General features: G+C 34.8%; 16 protein-coding genes and 4 tRNA genes. 3 read left to right on the forward strand and 17 right to left on the reverse strand.

All coding sequences use genetic code 11. The features are described 5' to 3' along the window. Positions 1 to 116 precede the first annotated feature (116 nt). The 7 genes from porN to CLV73_RS17650 all read right to left on the reverse strand — a co-directional run bounded on the left by porN (position 117) and on the right by CLV73_RS17650 (position 9,243). Complete coding sequence (porN, locus tag CLV73_RS17620; RefSeq protein WP_100378182.1) at positions 117 to 1,055, reverse strand: type IX secretion system ring subunit PorN/GldN; 939 nt, start codon at positions 1,053 to 1,055, stop codon at positions 117 to 119. A gap of 22 nt (positions 1,056 to 1,077) precedes the next feature. Beyond that, on the reverse strand, positions 1,078 to 2,670 hold the full coding sequence (gene porM, locus CLV73_RS17625) for a type IX secretion system motor protein PorM/GldM (RefSeq protein ID WP_100378183.1): 1,593 nt from the start codon (positions 2,668 to 2,670) through the stop codon (positions 1,078 to 1,080). 52 nt (positions 2,671 to 2,722) lie between these two features. Then, positions 2,723 to 3,412 carry a type IX secretion system motor protein PorL/GldL gene (gene porL / locus CLV73_RS17630; protein WP_100378184.1) on the reverse strand — a complete coding sequence of 230 codons (690 nt, stop codon included), beginning with the start codon at positions 3,410 to 3,412 and terminating at the stop codon, positions 2,723 to 2,725. Positions 3,413 to 3,459: 47 nt separating this feature from the next. Then, positions 3,460 to 4,878: a T9SS ring complex lipoprotein PorK/GldK gene (porK, locus tag CLV73_RS17635; protein ID WP_100378185.1), complete on the reverse strand. Its 1,419-nt coding sequence runs from the start codon at positions 4,876 to 4,878 to the stop codon at positions 3,460 to 3,462. Between the two features lie 108 nt (positions 4,879 to 4,986). Then, positions 4,987 to 6,840 (reverse strand): glutamine--fructose-6-phosphate transaminase (isomerizing), encoded by a 1,854-nt coding sequence (gene glmS, locus CLV73_RS17640; RefSeq protein ID WP_100378186.1) that lies wholly within the window; start codon positions 6,838 to 6,840, stop codon positions 4,987 to 4,989. Between the two features lie 26 nt (positions 6,841 to 6,866). Next, on the reverse strand, positions 6,867 to 8,459 hold the full coding sequence (locus CLV73_RS17645; protein WP_100378187.1) for a DUF4270 family protein: 1,593 nt from the start codon (positions 8,457 to 8,459) through the stop codon (positions 6,867 to 6,869). Between the two features lie 13 nt (positions 8,460 to 8,472). Beyond that, positions 8,473 to 9,243, reverse strand: a complete 771-nt coding sequence (locus tag CLV73_RS17650) for a glycogen/starch synthase (protein WP_100378188.1) — start codon at positions 9,241 to 9,243, stop codon at positions 8,473 to 8,475. 169 nt (positions 9,244 to 9,412) lie between these two features. Between CLV73_RS17650 and panC the strand changes: the two genes are divergently transcribed. Next, positions 9,413 to 10,261, forward strand: a complete 849-nt coding sequence (gene panC, locus CLV73_RS17655) for a pantoate--beta-alanine ligase (RefSeq protein ID WP_100378189.1) — start codon at positions 9,413 to 9,415, stop codon at positions 10,259 to 10,261. 181 nt (positions 10,262 to 10,442) lie between these two features. Here panC and CLV73_RS17660 read toward each other — a convergent pair. From CLV73_RS17660 to CLV73_RS17675, 4 genes are all read right to left on the reverse strand, one after another. After that, positions 10,443 to 10,515, reverse strand: a tRNA-Lys gene (locus CLV73_RS17660). A gap of 178 nt (positions 10,516 to 10,693) precedes the next feature. Continuing rightward, positions 10,694 to 10,766, reverse strand: a tRNA-Lys gene (locus CLV73_RS17665). A gap of 71 nt (positions 10,767 to 10,837) precedes the next feature. Beyond that, positions 10,838 to 10,920 (reverse strand) — tRNA-Leu (locus CLV73_RS17670). Positions 10,921 to 10,953: 33 nt separating this feature from the next. After that, positions 10,954 to 11,026: transfer RNA gene (locus CLV73_RS17675), tRNA-Lys, on the reverse strand. Positions 11,027 to 11,140: 114 nt separating this feature from the next. Here CLV73_RS17675 and CLV73_RS17680 point away from each other — a divergent pair. Then, complete coding sequence (locus CLV73_RS17680) at positions 11,141 to 11,656, forward strand: shikimate kinase (protein WP_100378190.1); 516 nt, start codon at positions 11,141 to 11,143, stop codon at positions 11,654 to 11,656. An 8-nt stretch (positions 11,657 to 11,664) separates the two neighbouring features. On the opposite strand, the gene CLV73_RS17685 is transcribed toward CLV73_RS17680, so the two are convergent. Further along, positions 11,665 to 12,105 carry an RNA-binding S4 domain-containing protein gene (locus tag CLV73_RS17685; protein WP_100378191.1) on the reverse strand — a complete coding sequence of 147 codons (441 nt, stop codon included), beginning with the start codon at positions 12,103 to 12,105 and terminating at the stop codon, positions 11,665 to 11,667. Positions 12,106 to 12,163: 58 nt separating this feature from the next. On the opposite strand from CLV73_RS17685, the gene CLV73_RS17690 reads away from it, so the two are divergent. Continuing rightward, positions 12,164 to 12,910, forward strand: a complete 747-nt coding sequence (locus tag CLV73_RS17690; protein ID WP_100378192.1) for a hypothetical protein — start codon at positions 12,164 to 12,166, stop codon at positions 12,908 to 12,910. A gap of 43 nt (positions 12,911 to 12,953) precedes the next feature. On the opposite strand, the gene CLV73_RS17695 is transcribed toward CLV73_RS17690, so the two are convergent. The 5 genes from CLV73_RS17695 to CLV73_RS17715 all read right to left on the reverse strand — a co-directional run bounded on the left by CLV73_RS17695 (position 12,954) and on the right by CLV73_RS17715 (position 19,642). Continuing rightward, positions 12,954 to 14,471 carry an FMN-binding glutamate synthase family protein gene (locus CLV73_RS17695; RefSeq protein WP_100378193.1) on the reverse strand — a complete coding sequence of 506 codons (1,518 nt, stop codon included), beginning with the start codon at positions 14,469 to 14,471 and terminating at the stop codon, positions 12,954 to 12,956. A gap of 52 nt (positions 14,472 to 14,523) precedes the next feature. Next, positions 14,524 to 15,870 (reverse strand): tRNA (N(6)-L-threonylcarbamoyladenosine(37)-C(2))-methylthiotransferase MtaB, encoded by a 1,347-nt coding sequence (mtaB, locus tag CLV73_RS17700; protein WP_100378194.1) that lies wholly within the window; start codon positions 15,868 to 15,870, stop codon positions 14,524 to 14,526. Positions 15,871 to 15,937: 67 nt separating this feature from the next. Next, the gene (locus CLV73_RS17705) at positions 15,938 to 16,528 is read right to left on the reverse strand and encodes a DUF1572 domain-containing protein (protein WP_100378195.1); all 591 of its coding nucleotides are present in this window, start codon (positions 16,526 to 16,528) and stop codon (positions 15,938 to 15,940) included. Positions 16,529 to 16,611: 83 nt separating this feature from the next. Next, on the reverse strand, positions 16,612 to 18,708 hold the full coding sequence (locus CLV73_RS17710; RefSeq protein ID WP_100378196.1) for a gliding motility-associated C-terminal domain-containing protein: 2,097 nt from the start codon (positions 18,706 to 18,708) through the stop codon (positions 16,612 to 16,614). 136 nt (positions 18,709 to 18,844) lie between these two features. Next, on the reverse strand, positions 18,845 to 19,642 hold the full coding sequence (locus CLV73_RS17715) for a hypothetical protein (protein ID WP_100378197.1): 798 nt from the start codon (positions 19,640 to 19,642) through the stop codon (positions 18,845 to 18,847). Positions 19,643 to 19,705 lie beyond the last annotated feature (63 nt).

A 19,705-nucleotide genomic window follows, 5' to 3' on the forward strand; every position in this document is an offset into this window, starting at 1 on the left:
AGGCCTCGTCTTCTACGTAAGTGCTTCATCATTCCCTTTATAACTAAGGGTACAATTTCAGAATAAAAAAACCTGAGTAAAAATACTCAGGTTTTATATATGAATCAAATGAAATATTAATAATTCCACAATTCGTTTTCCATTTCAAGAATCTGTCCTTTGATTCTATCACTTTCTTCAATTTGTTCTTCAGCATTCCTAGGGACATAATCCTTAATGGTTCCATCTCCTAAACCGCTTGATGACTTATAGATTATAGAAGAGAATCTTCTTGCGTTAATGATATCATCGAAAGACAAATCAGCCGCTGAATTTTTTCTGTTGAAAACGTAATTATTTGCTAAAATATCTCTTGCCTTTGGATAGTATACCCAGAATAGATCTACAAGATCATTAGCTCCTTCCATAAGTTTTCCTTCAGCATCTAGTCTACCGATAGATGTTGGATCTGGTCCCATTGCAGCAATTCCAAGAGGTCTGTATTTCATTTGGCCATCTCTCTTATCAATAAACCACATACCCATGATTTTCAACACTTTAACTTTATCGGTTGTTGTTCTAATATGGTCAATTAGTCTTTTCTTCTCATCTTCAGTAAGTTGTCTTCCTGAATTTAAAATATCAATTGCCTCTTCATCCATTCTTACACTCTCCAATTTTTTCTGAAGAGCTTCCTTGCCTAATTTTGTAGTAAAATTCTCGTCATCATAAACCTCTTCAATTTGGCCATCCATTGCAGCATCTAAAAGAATTTGATAAAGAGATCTAGTATTTTTAGAAAGTAGTCCGTCCGGATTATCATAGTAGAATGGTTGATTAATTTTATCATTCAAATCTATAATTTCCCATACAAACATACTTTTTAATACGTCTTTATCATCTACAAAACCGTACTCTAGTGGCTTTACTTTATTACTAATAACAGTATCTCCCACTTTTCTCATATTTTCAGCTCTCATCTGTCTGAATTCTTCCGGAGAAGAAGCATTTAGAATAGTCTGAGAAAATGCAAACCCAGAAGCTAAAACTAGTAGACTGCTAATATATTTTTTCATAATATGAATTTACAAATTAATCTTATTGAACATTGATAGTTACTGGTGAAATTTCTTTCAATCTTTGATTTCCTAAACCAGTTGCCGTAGCTTGGATATCATAGATTTGTACAACATCACCCGGTCTAAGATTTCTCAATAAACCTTCTGCGGAAGACAATCCACTACCTTGGATCATTGTACCTGCTCTACCTGGTAACTTCAATATGAAGCTATTTACTGTAAATGATACAGGGAAATCAAAATCTGGTAAAGTAGCTGTAACAATCTGATTTGGAATCGAAGTTGCCGGCATAAAATTAACAGCTTTACCTCTAATTTGCCCCTGCGGTCTAGGAATTCCTTTGATTCTGTATTCAAATACTTGAGATACAACTTTACCACTAGGCTCCCTTCCAGAAAGCGTCAGCTGAATAACATTTCCTGATTGTGGAGTAACATTCCATTTACCATTTCCTGTACTCTTAACAATTGCACCACCAGAAGCCGACAATGATAATTTAGCATTATCAGCACCTAAGATAGATCCAGACACTGGGTTTTCTAAACCTCTATACATTACATTCATCTTATCAGCAGAAAGTAATAATCCTTTTTCAAGTTTTACTTCTTGCGGACCTGCGATTACATTATAAGTATGAGTCCAGGTGAAGGGTTGTGCTTTTCCGCTAGCATCAGTTAATGTAATTACACCACCAATTTTATGTTCTCCTAATCCTCCAGTATTTAAAGGAAGGAACCCTTTACCATTTTCCTGTCTGCTAACACCACTGATGTTAATCTTATTACTATTAGAATAGTTACCTAACATTACAACAGCTTCAGCTTTATTACCTGCAACGATATCCGTTGGAGCAGAAACAATAGCTTCATAACTAGTGAATTTGATACTCGCATCTACTTTCTCCTGAAGCATTAATGCCAATGCATCAGACTGTACGTTTCTTGCATCATTCTGGATAATTCCTAAATTAGAAATCGCTGCAATAAGCGGTTGGTGATAGAATTTATTCTGAAACCAAGTTTTTCCGTTCGGAGATTTTCCTTGAGGATATTCTGCAATTAAAGAAGTATTTGCTCTTTCAACCAATTTTGCCAAGTGTTGATCTCTTCCAAATGTATTATTGATATAATTTCTTACATCATCAATTTTAGCTTTTAATGCCAAAGCTTTTTTTGACGGACTGTTTTCGTCTCCTCCGTTGAAGAAGTATTCTGTAGTCGCTTCGTTATTATTCAATGCAGAGAAGTTCTCACTTACATCCATGTCTTTCCCGCTCTCATCTTTATCGTGGAATTCTGAATGTTTTTTAAGTGTAGTTTTTACTTCTTCTGCCTCTTTTACCAAACCGTCAATTTTATCTCTCAATATTTGATATTGTGCCCAAGGTTCTGCATAAGTATCAGGAACCTGCTGAGCTTTAGCCTCAAGTGTCTTTTCGAAGATATCCTTGTTCTTTTGCTCCGTTAGGTTACGGGTTTGGTTAAGAGATATTGTAGAGTCATAAAACGACCTGATAATTTCAACATCAATGTTTAGGGCCATCATCGCGATGAACACCAAATACATTAGGTTGATCATCTTCTGACGTGGAGTCTGTTTTCCTTTTGCCATTCTCTTTTCTTTTGTTTGATTAAATAATTAAAATTTAGAAATGGTTAAGAAATTAAGACTTCATCGCAGTTAACATACCGCCATAAACTCTATTCAAATTATTTAAATTAGACGTTAAGCCTTGTAACTCTTGGTTGAATTTTGCAGATTGTTCAGCAGATTTTTGCATATCTTCAACATATTTGTTTGCAAATTCTGATTGTCTCTTTCCGCTTTCCAACTGCATTGCGTAAAGAGCATTCATACTCTCCATATGTTGAGCAGCTTTATTCAACTGTTCATTATATTTATGAGTAGAAGCAGATACGTCTACTGTTTGGTTGATCTGATCTACAGAGTTTGAAAATTTATCGATTCCTGCTCTTAATCTATCAAATAGTTGAACATCAAGTTTAGCATCCTGTAACATTTTGTCAAGTTTACCAGAAAGCGAGTTTTCAAGTTCTGCTATATGATTATTATTTCTAGTAGAAACATTAGAATGTAACGGGTTAGGATTTGCATGCTTATCTAATAATTCAGGATAAACATTTTCCCAAGCATAAGACTCTTCATTTTTCGGTGGATCGAAGGCAAAAATGATGAAGATGATAGCTTCAGTAATAAGTCCTACTGTAAGAGCAATATTACCATTAATAGGTCCCAGTGTAATGTGAGTAATTTTAAGCCAAGCTCCAAGAATTACAATTGCAGCACCGAATGAATAGAAGAAATTCATCCAAGCATCTTTAGTCTTAAACATATAAGTTAGTTTTTTTTAATGTTAGTGTAAATTAGTTTTATTGGTTTTTATCTGTTTATTTTTCTTGGCTTTACTGCAGCTTCAGGGATATCCTGTACTGTTCTAAATCCAATATAACTTCTTGCAGAATCTTTTCTTTCCCAATCTCTCATACCTGTCATCAACATATACCCTACATCTTTCCAAGAACCTCCTCTTACAGATTTTCTAGTATCTGATTTATCTTTAGTAGATGGGTTAAGCGTAGATGTAAACACTGCAGATGAATTATTGTATCCTGATTCTGTCCATTCAGCTACGTTTCCAGCCATATCATATAAACCGAATCCGTTCTTTTTGAATTTCTTTACAGGAGCAGTGTATGTATAAGTACCTTTTTTCTCATCCTCCATGTAATTACCTCGTTTTGGCTTGAAGTTTGCAAGATAACAACCTCTGTCATCCATTAAATAAGGGCCTCCCCAAGGATAAGCTGCATTTTCTTTTCCTCCTTTTGCAGCATATTCCCATTCAACTTCTGTAGGAAGTCTGAAAATCAAAGGTCTTTGTTTTCTTCTTTTTAAGCTTTCGTTGTAATCAGATTTTAGTTTAGTTCTGAAGTTACAATAGGCTCTTGCCTGATCCCAAGTTACTCCAACTACAGGATAGTCTTTATATGCCTTATGCCAGAAGTATTGTTCAAATAATGGCTCGTTATAAGTAAAGTGGAAATCTTTTACCCAAACTGTTGTATCAGGATAGATTGCAATACTTTCTCTTTTTAAATAATTTGCTCCTCTTTCATTATCAGCAATAGCTGCATCCGTATCTCCCCACTGATAAGTATATTTTAATTTACTTACATCAAGGATTCTTTCGTTTCCTATTCTAGAAGAAGCTGGCAAATACATCGATTCTAAAACCTCTGCATATTCTACATCCGGATACTTTGATGTATTCCAATGCAATGGAATTTTCCAGTCTAATTTCTTACTCGCATCGTAGCTTCCGTCATTTCCGCCACCTTGGCCTTCTATATATTCTTGATATGGTGTTAAGTTGTCTTCTTTTTTAGCTAAGTAAGCATAGTCTCCGATACTAGCTCCTTTACCTTTCCCATCACCTCCTTCACCTGCTGCTTCAGCAAGTAATGTTCTAGCGATAGAGTCTCTTACATAATTAATGAACAGTCTGTATTCTGCATTAGTAGTTTCAGCTTCATCCATGAAGAAAGAAGAAACTGTTGTTGTTTTCAATGGTGCTTTTTCAGCAGAATTTGTTGGATCCTGATCTGCCATACCCGCAATAAACGAGCCGGCAGGAATTGCAACCATACCATAAGGTCTTTCCGCAACAAATGATTTTGCTTTTTCTCTTGGTATCAATTCTCCTTTCGTTCCTGGTTTCCCTACAGAAGAAGTACCACCACCTGAACAAGATACCGACGCTACTGACGCAGACAATAATAAAAGAAATATCCTTTTCATGTTAATTTTTATAATTAAGCCGTAAATATATAATTTTTTTAAGAAACTTTTAAGATTTTTTTTGAAATAACGGAAGAAATCTAAATTTATTTTATTTACACCAAATTTTTATTCCACAGTTACAGATTTTGCAAGGTTTCTTGGCTGGTCTACATTTGCACCTCTATACACTGCAATATAATATGCTAATAACTGTAAAGGTACTGATGCAACAATTGGTGAGAAGCATTCTGATGTTTCAGGAATTTCAATAACATAATCTGCCATTTCACTTACCTGAGTATCTCCTTTATTCACAACAGCAATAATTTTTCCTTTTCTTGCTTTAATTTCCTGAACGTTGCTTACAATTTTATCATAATGTCCCTTCTTAGGAGCAATAATAACGATTGGCATATTTTCATCAATTAAGGCAATCGGACCATGTTTCATTTCTGCTGCAGGATATCCCTCTGCATGAATATAAGAGATTTCTTTTAACTTCAATGCCCCTTCTAATGCTGCAGGATAGTTATATCCTCTTCCTAAATACAGGAAGTTGGTAGCGGTAACAAAATCTTTTGCTATATTTTGAACTAATTCGTGCGTTGAGCTTAGAACATCTTCAATTTTTTTAGGAATAGCATCCAGCTCAGCAATTAAACTCATAAAATCTGCGTTTCCTAAGTTTCCGTTATGTTTACCTAATTTAAATGCTATTAAAGTAAGAATAGTTAACTGTGCAGTAAAAGCTTTTGTTGAAGCAACTCCGATTTCAGGACCTGCATGGGTATATGAACCTGCATCTGTAATTCTTGCAATAGAAGAATCAACAACATTACAAATACCATATATAAATGCTCCTTTTTCCTTAGCCAGTTTTAAAGCGGCCATAGTGTCTGCAGTTTCTCCTGACTGAGAAATTGCAATTACAACATCTTTATCGGTAATAATTGGGTTTCTATATCTGAATTCCGAAGCATATTCTACTTCAACCGGAATTCTCGCATATTCTTCAATTAAATATTCACCGATAAGACCAGCATGCCAAGAAGTACCGCAAGCAATAATGATGATTCTGTTTGCATTTTTAAATCTTTCAATATGGTCCCAGATTCCGGCCATTTTGATAATTCCTTCATCTACAAGAAGTCTCCCTCTCATTGTATCATGGACAGATTTTGGCTGTTCGAAAATTTCTTTCAACATAAAATGTTCGTAACCTCCTTTTTCAATCTGTTCCAAACTTAATTTAAGTTCCTGAATTTCAGGTTTAATTTTAGAATTATCATTAATAGTTCTTATGTCTACTCCATTTTCCAGAGAAATTGTAGCCATATGACCTTCTTCAAGATAAATAGCTTCCTTTGTGAATTCAACAAAAGGAGATGCGTCAGAAGCAATGAAATATTCGTTCTCACCAATACCGATTGCTAAAGGAGACCCTAATCTTCCCACCACTAATACCCCAGGAAAATCCTGATGCATCACAGTTATAGCATACGCACCATATACTTCATTAAGCGCATATCTTACTGCAGTAGGAAAATCCATTTCGGGATTTAAATCCATAAAATACTGAATAAGATTTACTAAAACTTCTGTATCGGTCTCCGATTTGAAGCTAAAACCTTTTTCAATAAGCATTGTTTTAATAGTATCATAGTTTTCAATAATCCCATTATGAACAAGAGCAATTTTATTATTATTTGAAAGGTGAGGGTGGGAATTTCTATCACTAGGAACACCATGTGTAGCCCAACGAGTATGCCCCATACCTATTTTAGCAGTACCTTTCAATGCTTCAGAGATCTTTACTAAATCATCTACTTTCCCTTTAGTTTTCTCAACTTCAAATTTATCATTCCCATCTTCTAAGACAATTCCAGCACTGTCATACCCTCTATATTCTAATCTTCTAAGACCGTTGATAACAATATCATACGCATCCTGAAATCCTGTATATCCTACTATTCCGCACATATTTTTCTCGTGTTTTTATATGTATTTTATTTTTTGCTGTGAACAACTAAAAGTTGTATTTTATTTTTATTAGACGGATCATTACCAATAAATACTGCTCTATCTGCCGAGAAAGCTCTGTTTGAATATTTGTATCCCGCATAAGATCCTGATGTTGTATTAATAAAACTTGCTAAGTCAATCTTAAAATATTTATTTGTATTATCAACACCAGTTTCAACAATATCCTTCAATGATTTTGTAATCGTAAAATCATAATATGCAGGATTCTTATCAATGTCATATATTTTATACGGAGAAAAATTTATAGATCCACTTAAGTTTAACAAATCTGTCGTAAAAGCTGTTGTCTCTTTTCCATTACTATCCACATCTTTTTGAACAATAGTAAAATCGATTGGCTTCGTATACTTATTATTGTAGTTCGCATAATTTATATTCCAAGATGGATCTGTATAGATTCTGATTCTAGCACCAATAATAGCTTTTTTATTATTTTGATAGAATTGTTTCAGTTCATTGATAGTTGCTGCCGGAATCTTAATACCTATTGAAGGTCCTCCCATTCCCTGAGTAAATAATCTAGCATCTCCATTTATTTTATCTCCAATAACAGAGTTATCAAACTGTGTCGATCTATTGTATTCATAGTGCCCAATATGTGCATTGGCCGATCCCATAGTAAACTTATAAGTTGTTTGAGGCCTCGTTGTTGTACCATTTTCCGTTTTATCATTTTTATAATACATGATCATCTCTATGTCATCCGGATTAAACTGAAACAGATATCCATCACTTTCAACAACAGAGAGTTTTATCCCCTTAAAATATCTAATAAAGTTAGAAGCATCTTTAAGATCCGAAGAACTGGCTTTATCCACAATTTTAGTCTGGAAAAAACCAGCACTTAAAGGAATTCTAATTCCCACCGCTGAAGATGTGTATAATGAGCTAGCATCAGAATCTTTTGTGATTGTTACTGAATTCACATTTCCATTAAATATTTTGCTTCCTAGTTCTAATGGAGCGTCATAGATGGTATTAGAATAAGCAATATCATTTTGTCCATTTAAAAAATCTCCAACTTCATTTACCTTAATTGTAAATTGTGGCACCGCTCCATTAATTTTAGCCTTTCCATATTTGTAAACAGGATAAGTATTTACCACTTTTTTAGCCGCAACATTTCCATCTGGATAAATATAATCTTCATTTGTCGTAGTGGTAAGTGAATCTGTAGCATACGTTGGTTTTACCACTAATACAACAGAGTCAACTACAGGATTTGCTCCAAAGTCCGGGCTATAAGACGGTAAACGTACTTGAGTGAAATAAGATGCTCTTTGCATTCCGAACTGACTTTCCGTAAAAGCACCTAATACAGCTTTTCTTGTAGAATTATAAACTTCATACATAGCAGATGCATCACTACGAATACTGTCATTGTTATCAATATTATAAGCAATGACATCACGAGAAGTTTCTTCTCCCTGAGCTGCATCATTTAAAAATAATTGTTCTCCCAAAGCATCTGTTTCAGGTTCACAATTGTATAATAATACACTTCCAAAAATCGCCATAAATAAAATGGCGAAAGTTCTTTTAATAGTATAAGTCATTAAAATGTGTTTTTTAATAAAGTTGATTGATAGAATCTACATCAAGATACTCAGATTTTGATGTACCAGTTTCATTAAAAGCCTTATCTAGTTCTTCGTTTAAGAATTCATCTCCTTTAACAATTGAATCTACATAGTTCATGCTTTCAATTACAACATTCTGAATGGTTGGATTTTCCAATGCCTTTAATCCTGAAATATTATCAAATTTAAGCTTATCTTCAATATTACCACTCAAAGCAGCATCTTTCTCATTGTATAAAGAAAGAACTATTTTAGCATCTTTAAAGTATGCATCAGTTTCGTAATATGTTTTAAGATAAATAGGAACAAAAGAAGACATCCATCCGTTTAAGTGAATAACATCCGGAACCCAGTTTAATTTTTTAATGGTTTCTATAACTCCTCTTGCAAAAAAGATTGCTCTCTCATCATTGTCATCGAAAGGATTTCCTTCATCATCAAAATAATATTGCTTTCTTTTAAAATATTCTTCATTATCTATAAAATACACCTGAAGTCTTTCTCCTGGAAGAGAAGCTACCTTAATGATAAGAGGCTGATCTAAATCATTGATAATAATATTCATTCCTGAAAGACGAATAACCTCATGAAGCTGAAACTTCCTTTCACTTATTTGTCCAAATCGTGGCATAAAAACTCTCACATCATTTCCTTCCTGGTGCATCTTAAGTGCCATTTTGTTTACCACTGTTGCTAAATTTGTATCTTCCTGATAAGGGTACATTTCTGTGGTAATGTACAGTATCTTTTGATTCGGCATAAACTTCTATCTAATTTTTGTAAAAATGCTTTAATGTGCAAAATTACAAAAAAACATCCAACATTATTTTAATTAACATTTTTTTACGATAATTCCCTTTTTCAGATTATCGAAAACAACAGTAATATATGATATTTTTAGTATTTTTGAAATACTATTATAGCGAACTATGGAAGTTTTAAAAAATAAGAAAACACTTCAGGATTTCATTGAAAGACAGAAGGAAATGGGAAAAAGAATAGGTTTTGCTCCAACAATGGGTGCGCTGCACAACGGGCACCTTTCCCTTTATGAAGAAGCAAGAAAAGAAAATGACCTTGTCATTTCTTCAATTTTTGTAAATCCCACTCAATTTAACAATCCTGAAGACCTTGAAAAATATCCACGAGATATAGACCGAGATATTTTGATCCTACAGAATTCAGGACTCATAGATGCTGTTTACATTCCTGAAGTATCTGATATTTATCCAGAAAAGACAGAAAGCCAACATTATGATTTCGACGGACTGGAAAACGAAATGGAAGGAAGATCCCGGCCAGGGCACTTTGACGGAGTCGGAACCGTTGTAGAAGAGCTTTTCAAACAAATACAGCCCGACAATGCTTATTTTGGCGAAAAAGACTTTCAACAGTTAGCCATTATCAAAAAATTGGTTGAAAAGAAAAAGCTTCCCATTAAAATAAAAGGAGTACCCATTTACAGAGCGAGTAATGGTTTAGCATTAAGCTCAAGAAATCAAAGACTGCACGAAGACAGAAAAGAAGCTGCAAAAATCATTTATGAAACATTAAAACAGGTAAATAACTGGTTCAAAGAAATAACAATATCCGAAATCAAAGAAAAGGTACAGGACATTTTTGATCATCAGCAAGGTATGAAACTTGAGTATTTTTTAATTGCAGATGAAGAAACTTTACAAGAAACGGATACTTTTCAAAAAGGGCGAAGCTTCAGAGCTTTTATAGTCGTTATTGTAGATGGTGTGAGGTTAATTGACAATATGCACCTCTCTTAAATATTATAATTTATTTCCAATATATGATAGGCATCACTTTTAGTGATGCTTTTTTATATCTTACTTAAACAATAGTTTACATTTATCAAATATAAAAAAAATCAAAGGCTTCTTACGAAGCCTTTGAAACACCAAATCACAAAATATTAATATGAAAAAAATTTACTTTTCAGTAAACTTGTGACCCGGCTGGGATTCGAACCCAGGACCCATACATTAAAAGTGTATTGCTCTACCAGCTGAGCTACCGAGTCGGTCACTTCATCTACAAATTACATTTCAAAATGCTTTTTGTTTTTTAGCGGTGCAAAGATACGATATTTTTTGTCTTTGCAAAATTTATTTTAAAAAATCAAAGGCTTCTTACGAAGCCTTTGAAACACCAAATCACAAAATATTAATATGAAAAAAATTTACTTTTCAGTAAACTTGTGACCCGGCTGGGATTCGAACCCAGGACCCATACATTAAAAGTGTATTGCTCTACCAGCTGAGCTACCGAGTCGGCCACAATTGTATGATAAATATAAAAATAATTCTAATAAATCACACCAATTATTTCAATTTTCTGCAGTGTGCCTGCGACTGGACTCGAACCAGCACATCCTTAGGAAACCACCCCCTCAAGATGGCGTGTCTACCAATTTCACCACGCAGGCAATAAATTACAAAATCAGTAATTTTCTTGCTAGTGACCCGGCTGGGATTCGAACCCAGGACCCATACATTAAAAGTGTATTGCTCTACCAGCTGAGCTACCGAGTCGGCCACTTTATTATCGATTAACACTATGATAATGTCCCTCGTTTTCAGTGGTGCAAAGATATGAGTTTTTTCTTTATCTCAAAACTTTTTCGCAAATTTGTTTAAAAAAAATTCATGATAATTTCACTTGTTGGATACATGGGAAGTGGCAAATCTCACATTTCCAAAATATTAAGCGAAAAACTCAATTTTAAATTAATTGATCTTGATAAAGAAATTTCCAGACGCAACAAATTAACAATTCCTGAAATCTTCGAAAAAAAGGGAGAAATCTACTTTAGAAAGCTGGAAAGAGAAACTTTGGAAGAGATACTGGCTTCACAGGAGAATGTGATTTTAAGCCTTGGTGGAGGAACTCCGGTTTACTATAATAATATGGAAATTATTAATCATAACTCGAAAAGTGTTTTTTTGAGAGCTTCTGTCGGGACTTTATCCGAAAGACTTCTGAAACAAAAAGAAAAACGTCCTTTGATTGCAAATATTTCTGATGAAAACCTTCCTGAGTTTATTGCTAAACATTTATTTGAAAGAAATGAATTTTACAATAAAGCGCAGGCCAGTGTAATTACGGATAACAGGACTCCTGAAGACATTGTGGATGAAATCATAGAAAAGCTCTATCTCTAGAGCTTTTTTTAATCTTCATTTTCAGAATCATCATCTCCGGTCTCACCAAAGAACTCATCCCAGTCTGTAAAATCTGTTGCAACATCATTTTCTACATAGTCATCCATATCACGTCGGTCTTTCTTCGTAGGCCTTCCCTCTCCTTTAATCCGGTAATAATCCTGAGACATTTTACGCATTTTTAATAGTTCATACTGCTCTTTATCTGTCACATCTTTTATATGTAAAGGCACTAATTTGGCCCCGATTCTACTTTTAGGAATCTGGATTACTTTAATTTTATAGTCAATCTGATTTTTACGGATCTTGATTACATCCCCTTCCTTCACCTCTTTAGAAGACTTCACTACCGACTCACCAATAGAAACTCTGTTTTTTTTAATCTCCTCAGTAGCAATGGTTCTGGTCTTATAAAAGCGAATGCTCCATAAAAATTTATCTATTCTCATATTTTTTTATACTTTTGTCGTTATATTATTTGTAAAGTAATTAAAAGTTTTTTTAATAATGAAAAAAATATTTTTATATATCCTTGCAGGCTCTCTTTGTTTTTCTGCTTGTAAAAAAGATGATGAAGTAGAAACTTTTGTAGAACCTGAAGACATTAATGTAAGAAATTCTTATGATCAGCAGGCTATTCAAAAATTTATGAATGACAATTACTTGGACAGTCAAGGAAATATAAAAGCATTCAGCAGTACAGACGCAAGTGATGATAATGAGAAAAAATTATCTGACCTAAGCCCTCAAACACTTCCTTCAGGTGTTATTTATATTGTAAGAAACGGAGCTCAGCCTTCACCAGGTGTTGCTATAGAGACAAACTCTAGTGCTAGTAATGCTACTCAAATCAAAACTATGATAAGAGCTAACTATTATATTGCCACAGATACTGACGGAAATATTAAGTTCTCAACAGCAGGTACCCTTTTAAACACTATTGACGGAAATGGTTCTCCACTCACTGACCCTATTTTTTATTATGTGAAAAAATCGGTTCTAGATGCTGCAACAACAGACGCCGCAAAACAAAGAAAATACTATGAAATCGAAGGTTTTCAAGAAGGCTTGAAACAATTCAATGGATTTGAAAACACAGCAAATGGAGCTCCATATAACTTGCAAGGTGTAATTATAGTACCTTCAAAAGCTGCATTTGCAAGAGATAGTAATTACTACGGGCTTCAAAATGCGTGTTTAGTATTTAACTTTCAAATCTACGATGCCAAAACAAGGCCCGCAGATCAACAATAAAAAAAGCGCTTCAAATTGAAGCGCTTTTTTATTATCTATTTTTCTAAACCCTTGCTTTTTGTTTTACATTTCCTAAAATATCCGGGAAATACAAGTCCGCTAAGTGATCAAATTCATCACCTCTCATAAACATGGTAGCATCAACTTCTTCATAAGAGTTTCTACCTGCCGCTGCAATCAGTTCATTACAGGTATGAAGGGTATTTTTATGGAAGTGATATACTCTTTCCGCTTTATCCGTTACATCAAGCCCTTTAATTAACATTTTATCCTGTGTAGCAACACCTGTCGGGCAATTATTGGAATTACATCTCAATGCCTGAATACAACCTAAAGAGAACATAAACCCTCTCGCATTATTACACATATCTGCACCCATGGCAATGGCTCTCAAAATATCAAGACTCGTTAAAACTTTCCCACTTGCTATGACCCTTAATTTATCCCTTAAATTATAGTTCTTAAGTGTTCTGTTCACAAAAATCAAAGCGGGCTCTAAAGGCATTCCCACTCCATCTGAAAATTCTGGTGGTGCAGCTCCGGTACCTCCTTCTGCTCCGTCAATTGTTATAAAATCAGGATAAATCTTCAGTACATTCATCTGAACACAGATATCCTCAAATTCTTTAGTATCACCAATACAAAGCTTAAATCCCACAGGTTTACCTCCTGAAAGTTCTCTCAACTGCTGCACGAATCTCAACAGGCCCGCTGCATCAGAAAAAGCACTATGAGAAGGCGGGGAAATTACTGTGACTCCGGGTGTGACATGACGGATCTTTGCAATTTCAGGTGTATTTTTAACTCCCGGTAAAACTCCGCCATGGCCAGGTTTTGCTCCTTGAGATAATTTTATTTCAACCATTTTTACATTAGGCATGGTTGAATATTTTTTAAATAATTCAGGATTAAATTTCCCCTCTTCATCACGGCATCCGAAATACCCCGTTCCGATTTGCCAGCAAAGATCTCCTCCTTCAAGATGATGTGGAGAAATCCCTCCTTCACCTGTATTATGATAGAAGTTACCTTTTTTTGCGCCTCTATTCAGCGAAATCTGAGCTCTGTCGCTCAATGCTCCGAAACTCATCGCAGAAATATTAAATAATGAAGCATGATACGGTTGTGTACATTGTTCTCCTCCTACCCAAACCCTTGGAAGTTCTTCTTTGGGAGATTTAGCATAAATGGAATGTTTAATTCCTTCATATTTTCGATGATTGACTTCAAGCTGTGTTCCGAAAGCCACAGTATCACTTAAGTTTTTAGCTCGTCTGTATACCGCAGAACGCTGATTTCTAGGAAATGGTTTTCCATCAGTTTCCCTTTCTATAAAATATTGCTGCATTTCAGGTGAAATACTTTCAAAAAAGTACCGAAAATATCCCAAAACCGGAAAGTTCCTTAGAATGGCATGTTTTGACTGGTAAGCATTATAAACTCCCAATGCATAAATTGCGGATAACAGCGTCGGTATCCAATAGTGCGCTCTTATTAGTATTGCAACAATCCATGTAGCAACAACTAATACAATCCCCCAAGATAAAAACTTATCTCTCATGAATGTAATATTTAAAGTTAAAAATAAATTTAGTGGAAATTTCGCAAAGCGACTAAGCTTTTGCTAAAAAACTTTCGTAAGAAGATTGCACAGAAACCGTGCCATCTGACAGGATTTTTTCTAAATTTAAGAATTCGATTTGATTCACAGAAGCTTGGTCAAAGTCTTTTTGGACTCTCACATAGTTTTCTGTGAAACCGAACATTTTACCGTCCTTATTCTCATGCTCCCAAAGAACCGGAAGCGTTTTTCCAAGCTGGGTCTGATAAAATGCCATTTTTTTCTTCTCAGATAAAATTCTCAACATTTTATTTCTTTTTTTTCTCTCAGGAATAGGAACCACCCCTTCCATTTCTGCAGCCTCTGTATTTTCTCTTTCAGAATAGGTAAATACATGAAGATAAGTAATCGGAAGTTCATTCAGGAAATTATAGGTTTCCATAAATCTTTCTTCGGTCTCACCCGGGAAACCAACAATTACATCTACACCAATAGCTGCATGGGGCATTACCTCACGGATTTTGTTTACTCTATCACTATAAAGTTTCGTCAGATAACGGCGCTTCATTTTTTTCAATAAATCATCACTTCCTGATTGCAGCGGAATGTGAAAATGCGGAACAAAGCTTTTACTTTTGGCAACCAGCTCAATACTTTCATCCTTCAAAAGATTAGGTTCGATGGAAGAAATACGAATTCTTTCGATACCATCGACCTGATCTAATTCTGAGATGAGATCTAAAAAGGTATGTTCGTGTCTTTTATTTCCGAATTCACCTTTACCGTAATCACCTATATTTACACCGGTAAGAACAATTTCTTTAATGTCTTTTGCTGCGATTTCTTTCGCATTCTTTAAAACATTTTCGATGGTGTCCGAACGGGAAATCCCTCTTGCCAAAGGAATGGTACAATACGTGCATTTGTAATCACAGCCATCCTGAACTTTTAGGAATGCTCTGGTTCTGTCTCCGATAGAATAACTTCCGATAAAGAAATCGGTTTCCTCAATTTCGCAGGAATGAACAATACCCTCACTTTCAGATTTTTCCAAATCGTAAAGATAACTTAAGATGTTGAATTTTTCTTTAGCTCCTAAAACCAGATCAACACCTTCAATCTGTGAAATTTCTTCGGGTTTCAACTGTGCATAACATCCGACAATGACAACCAACCCTTCAGGATTAGCTTTCATGGCTCTTTTCACGTGGAGCTTACATTCACGATCAGCGTTTTCAGTTACTGAACAAGTATTGATTACATAAACATTTGCCTTTTCATCAAAGCTCACCTTTTCATAACCTGCATCTGTTAATTGACGGGCAATAGTAGATGTCTCCGCAAAATTTAATTTGCAGCCAAGGGTGTGAAATGCGGCAGTTCTTTGAAAAGTTGACATTTATGTACTCCTGATTTTTGTGGATGCAAAGATAGTAATTTTAATATGATTTTTAAATTGATTCAGTCTATTGCTTAAATTCATCTCGAACCTCGGGACTGTTTTGATAACAAACGGGTGAAGAATTTGGATCTGCATCATTTTCGGAAAATTTATTTTTCATTTCAGCATTAAATTCCTGAGATTTGTTTCTGGCGATAGAAAGTGTTTTCCAATCATTATTTTTCATCATTTTTGAAATATATACGATTTGTCCGATATGATAAGGATAATGGGCCAGTTGACGAAAAACAGCATCAATCACAGAATGTGCTTCGCCTCTTATATAAATGGTGGAATATAAATTTTCATCATTAATCTGATTTAATGCATTAAAAAGACATTCCCAACCTTTTTCCCAATATTCTACTACTTCTCTTTTTGTTTTGAAGGTATTTACAAATTCCTCGTCACGGTTTCGCCAAGCTTTTTCTCCATCCTCTGTCAAGAAATTCGTCCATCTGGACAGCATATTTCCTGCAATATGCTTTACAATAATAGCAACTGAATTGCTTTCTTCATTGAACTGCCAAAAGATCTGCTCATCGGAAAGCTGTTCAAACGACTTATCGCCAAGCATTTTATAATATTCAAAACGTTTTATAAATAAATCTTTCATAAGTAATAGTTTAACTCACTAATCTAAGGTTTCTCCAATAAAAAACCGCCACTTTCGTGACGGCTTTGTTATTTCAGGTTCATTTATTTTCTGTTTTTTACCATTACCCATCCTGTATATTTGACAGGAGTATGCTGTTTGCTTGGTTCATTCCAGGTTATAGAATACCAGTAATTACCTGTTGGAATCGGTTTATTTCCGGCAGTTCCGTCCCATTTATAATTATTAAATTTATTTGCCTGGAAAACTTTGTTTCCATATCTGTCATAAATATTAAATACCAGATTTTCTTTATTGGCCAATGCAGAATAATCAATAACATCATTGATTCCGTCTCCATTTGGTGTGATGGCATTAATTAAATTAGGAACAACAATGGCTACATCTACAGGTGCACAATTATAAGCATCTTTTACATAGATGGTATGATCACCTCTTTTAACATTAGTAAAAACATTAGAATCCTGCCACTGAATATTATCCATTGAATATTTGTATGGTGCAGTACCTCCTGTAACATTTATCGTAACGGTCGTGTTAGAAATATCAATGCTTACGACTACAGGTTCCTCAGAAGCATGCACTTTTACTGTCTGCATAGCAATACATTCACCTTTTTTCAGTTTCACCCAATACGTTCCCACACTTACGTCTGTAATAGCCTGTGTAGTTGCTCCCGTGCTCCATTCATATCCGTCAAATCCGGCTCCTGCATCCAGAGTGGTTTTGTCTTCGATACAAATTGTCTTATCTTTTAGAACTGACGAATAAGTAGCTGGAATTATGGAGAGTGTTATTTTAGCAATACCATAACAACCATTGCCATCTATTACTTTTATGTATGCTGCTCCCTCTGCTGAAATATACGCTGAAGGAGTCAGTATTTCATTAGTCCCGTTAATTGCATTGGCTACTGAGCTATAGTATTTTTTAGTAACTCCGCTTTGTGATGTTACCGATACTGTTGTCAGATTAAAAATAGCTATTTTAGGATTCTCTTCTGATGCGCAAGCTCTTAAAGAAGCATCATTCACAATTACTTCAGGATAAAATTTAAGTGTAATAACCGCTGTAGTAGAACATCCTTGTGAAGTTTTTATCGACGCATACACCACCCCTTCCGCAGACAAATATTGACTCGGATTTGAAATTTGCCCTGTTCCTGCATTTAAGTCAGCCATTGTCGGGTAATATTTAATCGTCACACCCGATCCGCTGTAAACATTGGCACTCGTCAAATCAAACAGCCCTTTTCCTAATTTATAATTATTACAAGCATATAACGTAACATTATTTCCTGTAATCCCTCCCAATTTAAATTTGAATTTACCAATCTGCCTACAAAAATTGATCGGATTATTAGGATTCGAAGGATCTAAATAATGTATACTATAATAATAAATAGTAGTAGTATTTACTGTTATAGGTGTTAAAATAGGGTTTGTTCCGGCAAGTGCATCATTTTGAGTTGTATGATACGTAATTACAAAATTAGGATTTCCATTCAGAATTCCAGCAGTCAGGGTACTAAAATCAAAAACAGCAGGATTTGCACAAATTAAGATTTCTCTCGGATCATTTGGATTTGCAGCAGGAATTCCTGGTGGAGTAAACGGATGCGGCTGCAAAACAGGGTCTGTAAAAGGAGATGCCAATGTTGCCGTTCCGCCCCAGGTTAAAGAAAACGGAGCAACCGTACTGCTTCCTGCTCCCACCCAGTTGTCGATATAAAGATAATAAGTTTGCCCGGCTATAACATCCATATACATACAATAAGGTGTCGGCGAACCTCCTGCTGCACTGGTAAGTGTACTGGTCATATTTAATCCTGTGTTGGCACCTACCCCAATTACCGTAGCTGCATTACAACGTATTGGAGATCCCAAGTTTCCGCAGCTTGCATTAGGTCCGTAGATGGCCCAGTCATAATCTGCTCCCGGATCATTGGGAACCAGATCAAAAGTAAGTGTTCCGCTGGTAGCAATAGTAAGTTTGTACCATATTGAATTGTGCTCACCCGTAGTTAAACAACCGCCTAAATTTTCGTTAACAGCACCAATTCCTGTCGGACTATATGTAATACTCGAATTTCCGCAGACTGACAATGCAGTAGAGCAATCCGCCTGAGCAAAATAAACTTGTGATAATAATAAAAGAAATAATAGTAAAGTTTTTTTCATTATCAATTGGTTATTAAATTTTAAAAGTACCTCAAATATAACAATTTAAATGAATAACAACAAAAGACAAAGAAAATAAAAGATTTAGTTATAAAAACAAATAATAATTAAATTTATAAAAACGATTAAGCGAAAATTATTTTATACTCGTAATATTACCACACATGTTTTCAAGGTGAAAAATTTTATGAAAAGGGCTCTTCACTTCATTCAAATGCTCTTTATCCTGAATGAAAGTATATCGAGAGGCCAGAGAATTCATATCTGAAACAATCACCAGCCAACATTCGTCAACACTGCTGTCGTAATAAGGAAATTTTTCATTTTTCTTTTCAATCAGCTCTAAAATCTTTTCGGAACAAAGCTCATCAAACAAGCTCATATTGTACTCATGGGTTATGAAAACATTTCTCCGGTGAAAAGATTTTCGCACACTTTTTACAACGCCAAATGGCTTACCTTTTTTTATACTTTTATAAATATTCTGAATAATTTCTTCCTGATGTTCCAGAGAATCCAGCTTAATGTGAGGATAGAATTCTAAAAAATAAACACCACGATACTTCGTAGTGTCTTCTTGTTCCAATAATATTTCTGTTTGACGGAAAATCTTATTTAAGCTGCTTTCAACCTTCTTCATTTCAAGGTGGTTGATTACCTCAGTAAGCTCTATCCCGATCTTCTTGTCGTTTAGTTTAGCGATAAAATCCGGACTCTCACAGGTAAGATTTTCAAACTGCACTTCCGGGAAATGGTGCATAAACGAATTCAGCAATAAAATCTCGGCTTTCTTTTTATACTTTTCACGATCATGCAGCGGAGACTCATCTATTTTACGATGATACTTCTCTATCGGCTTTTTTTTCAAATGTCGATTCAGATAATATAAGCTCAGATTTTTAATTAAATCTTCATCAGAAAATGCCTTTTTCATGTGCTTATTATTTTATTGTTATGGAACACATAAAACTTCTGGTTTTAGCTCTTGAAGTTTTGA

The sequence above is a fragment of the Chryseobacterium geocarposphaerae genome, assembly GCF_002797535.1.
GTDB classification, from domain to species: domain Bacteria; phylum Bacteroidota; class Bacteroidia; order Flavobacteriales; family Weeksellaceae; genus Chryseobacterium; species Chryseobacterium geocarposphaerae.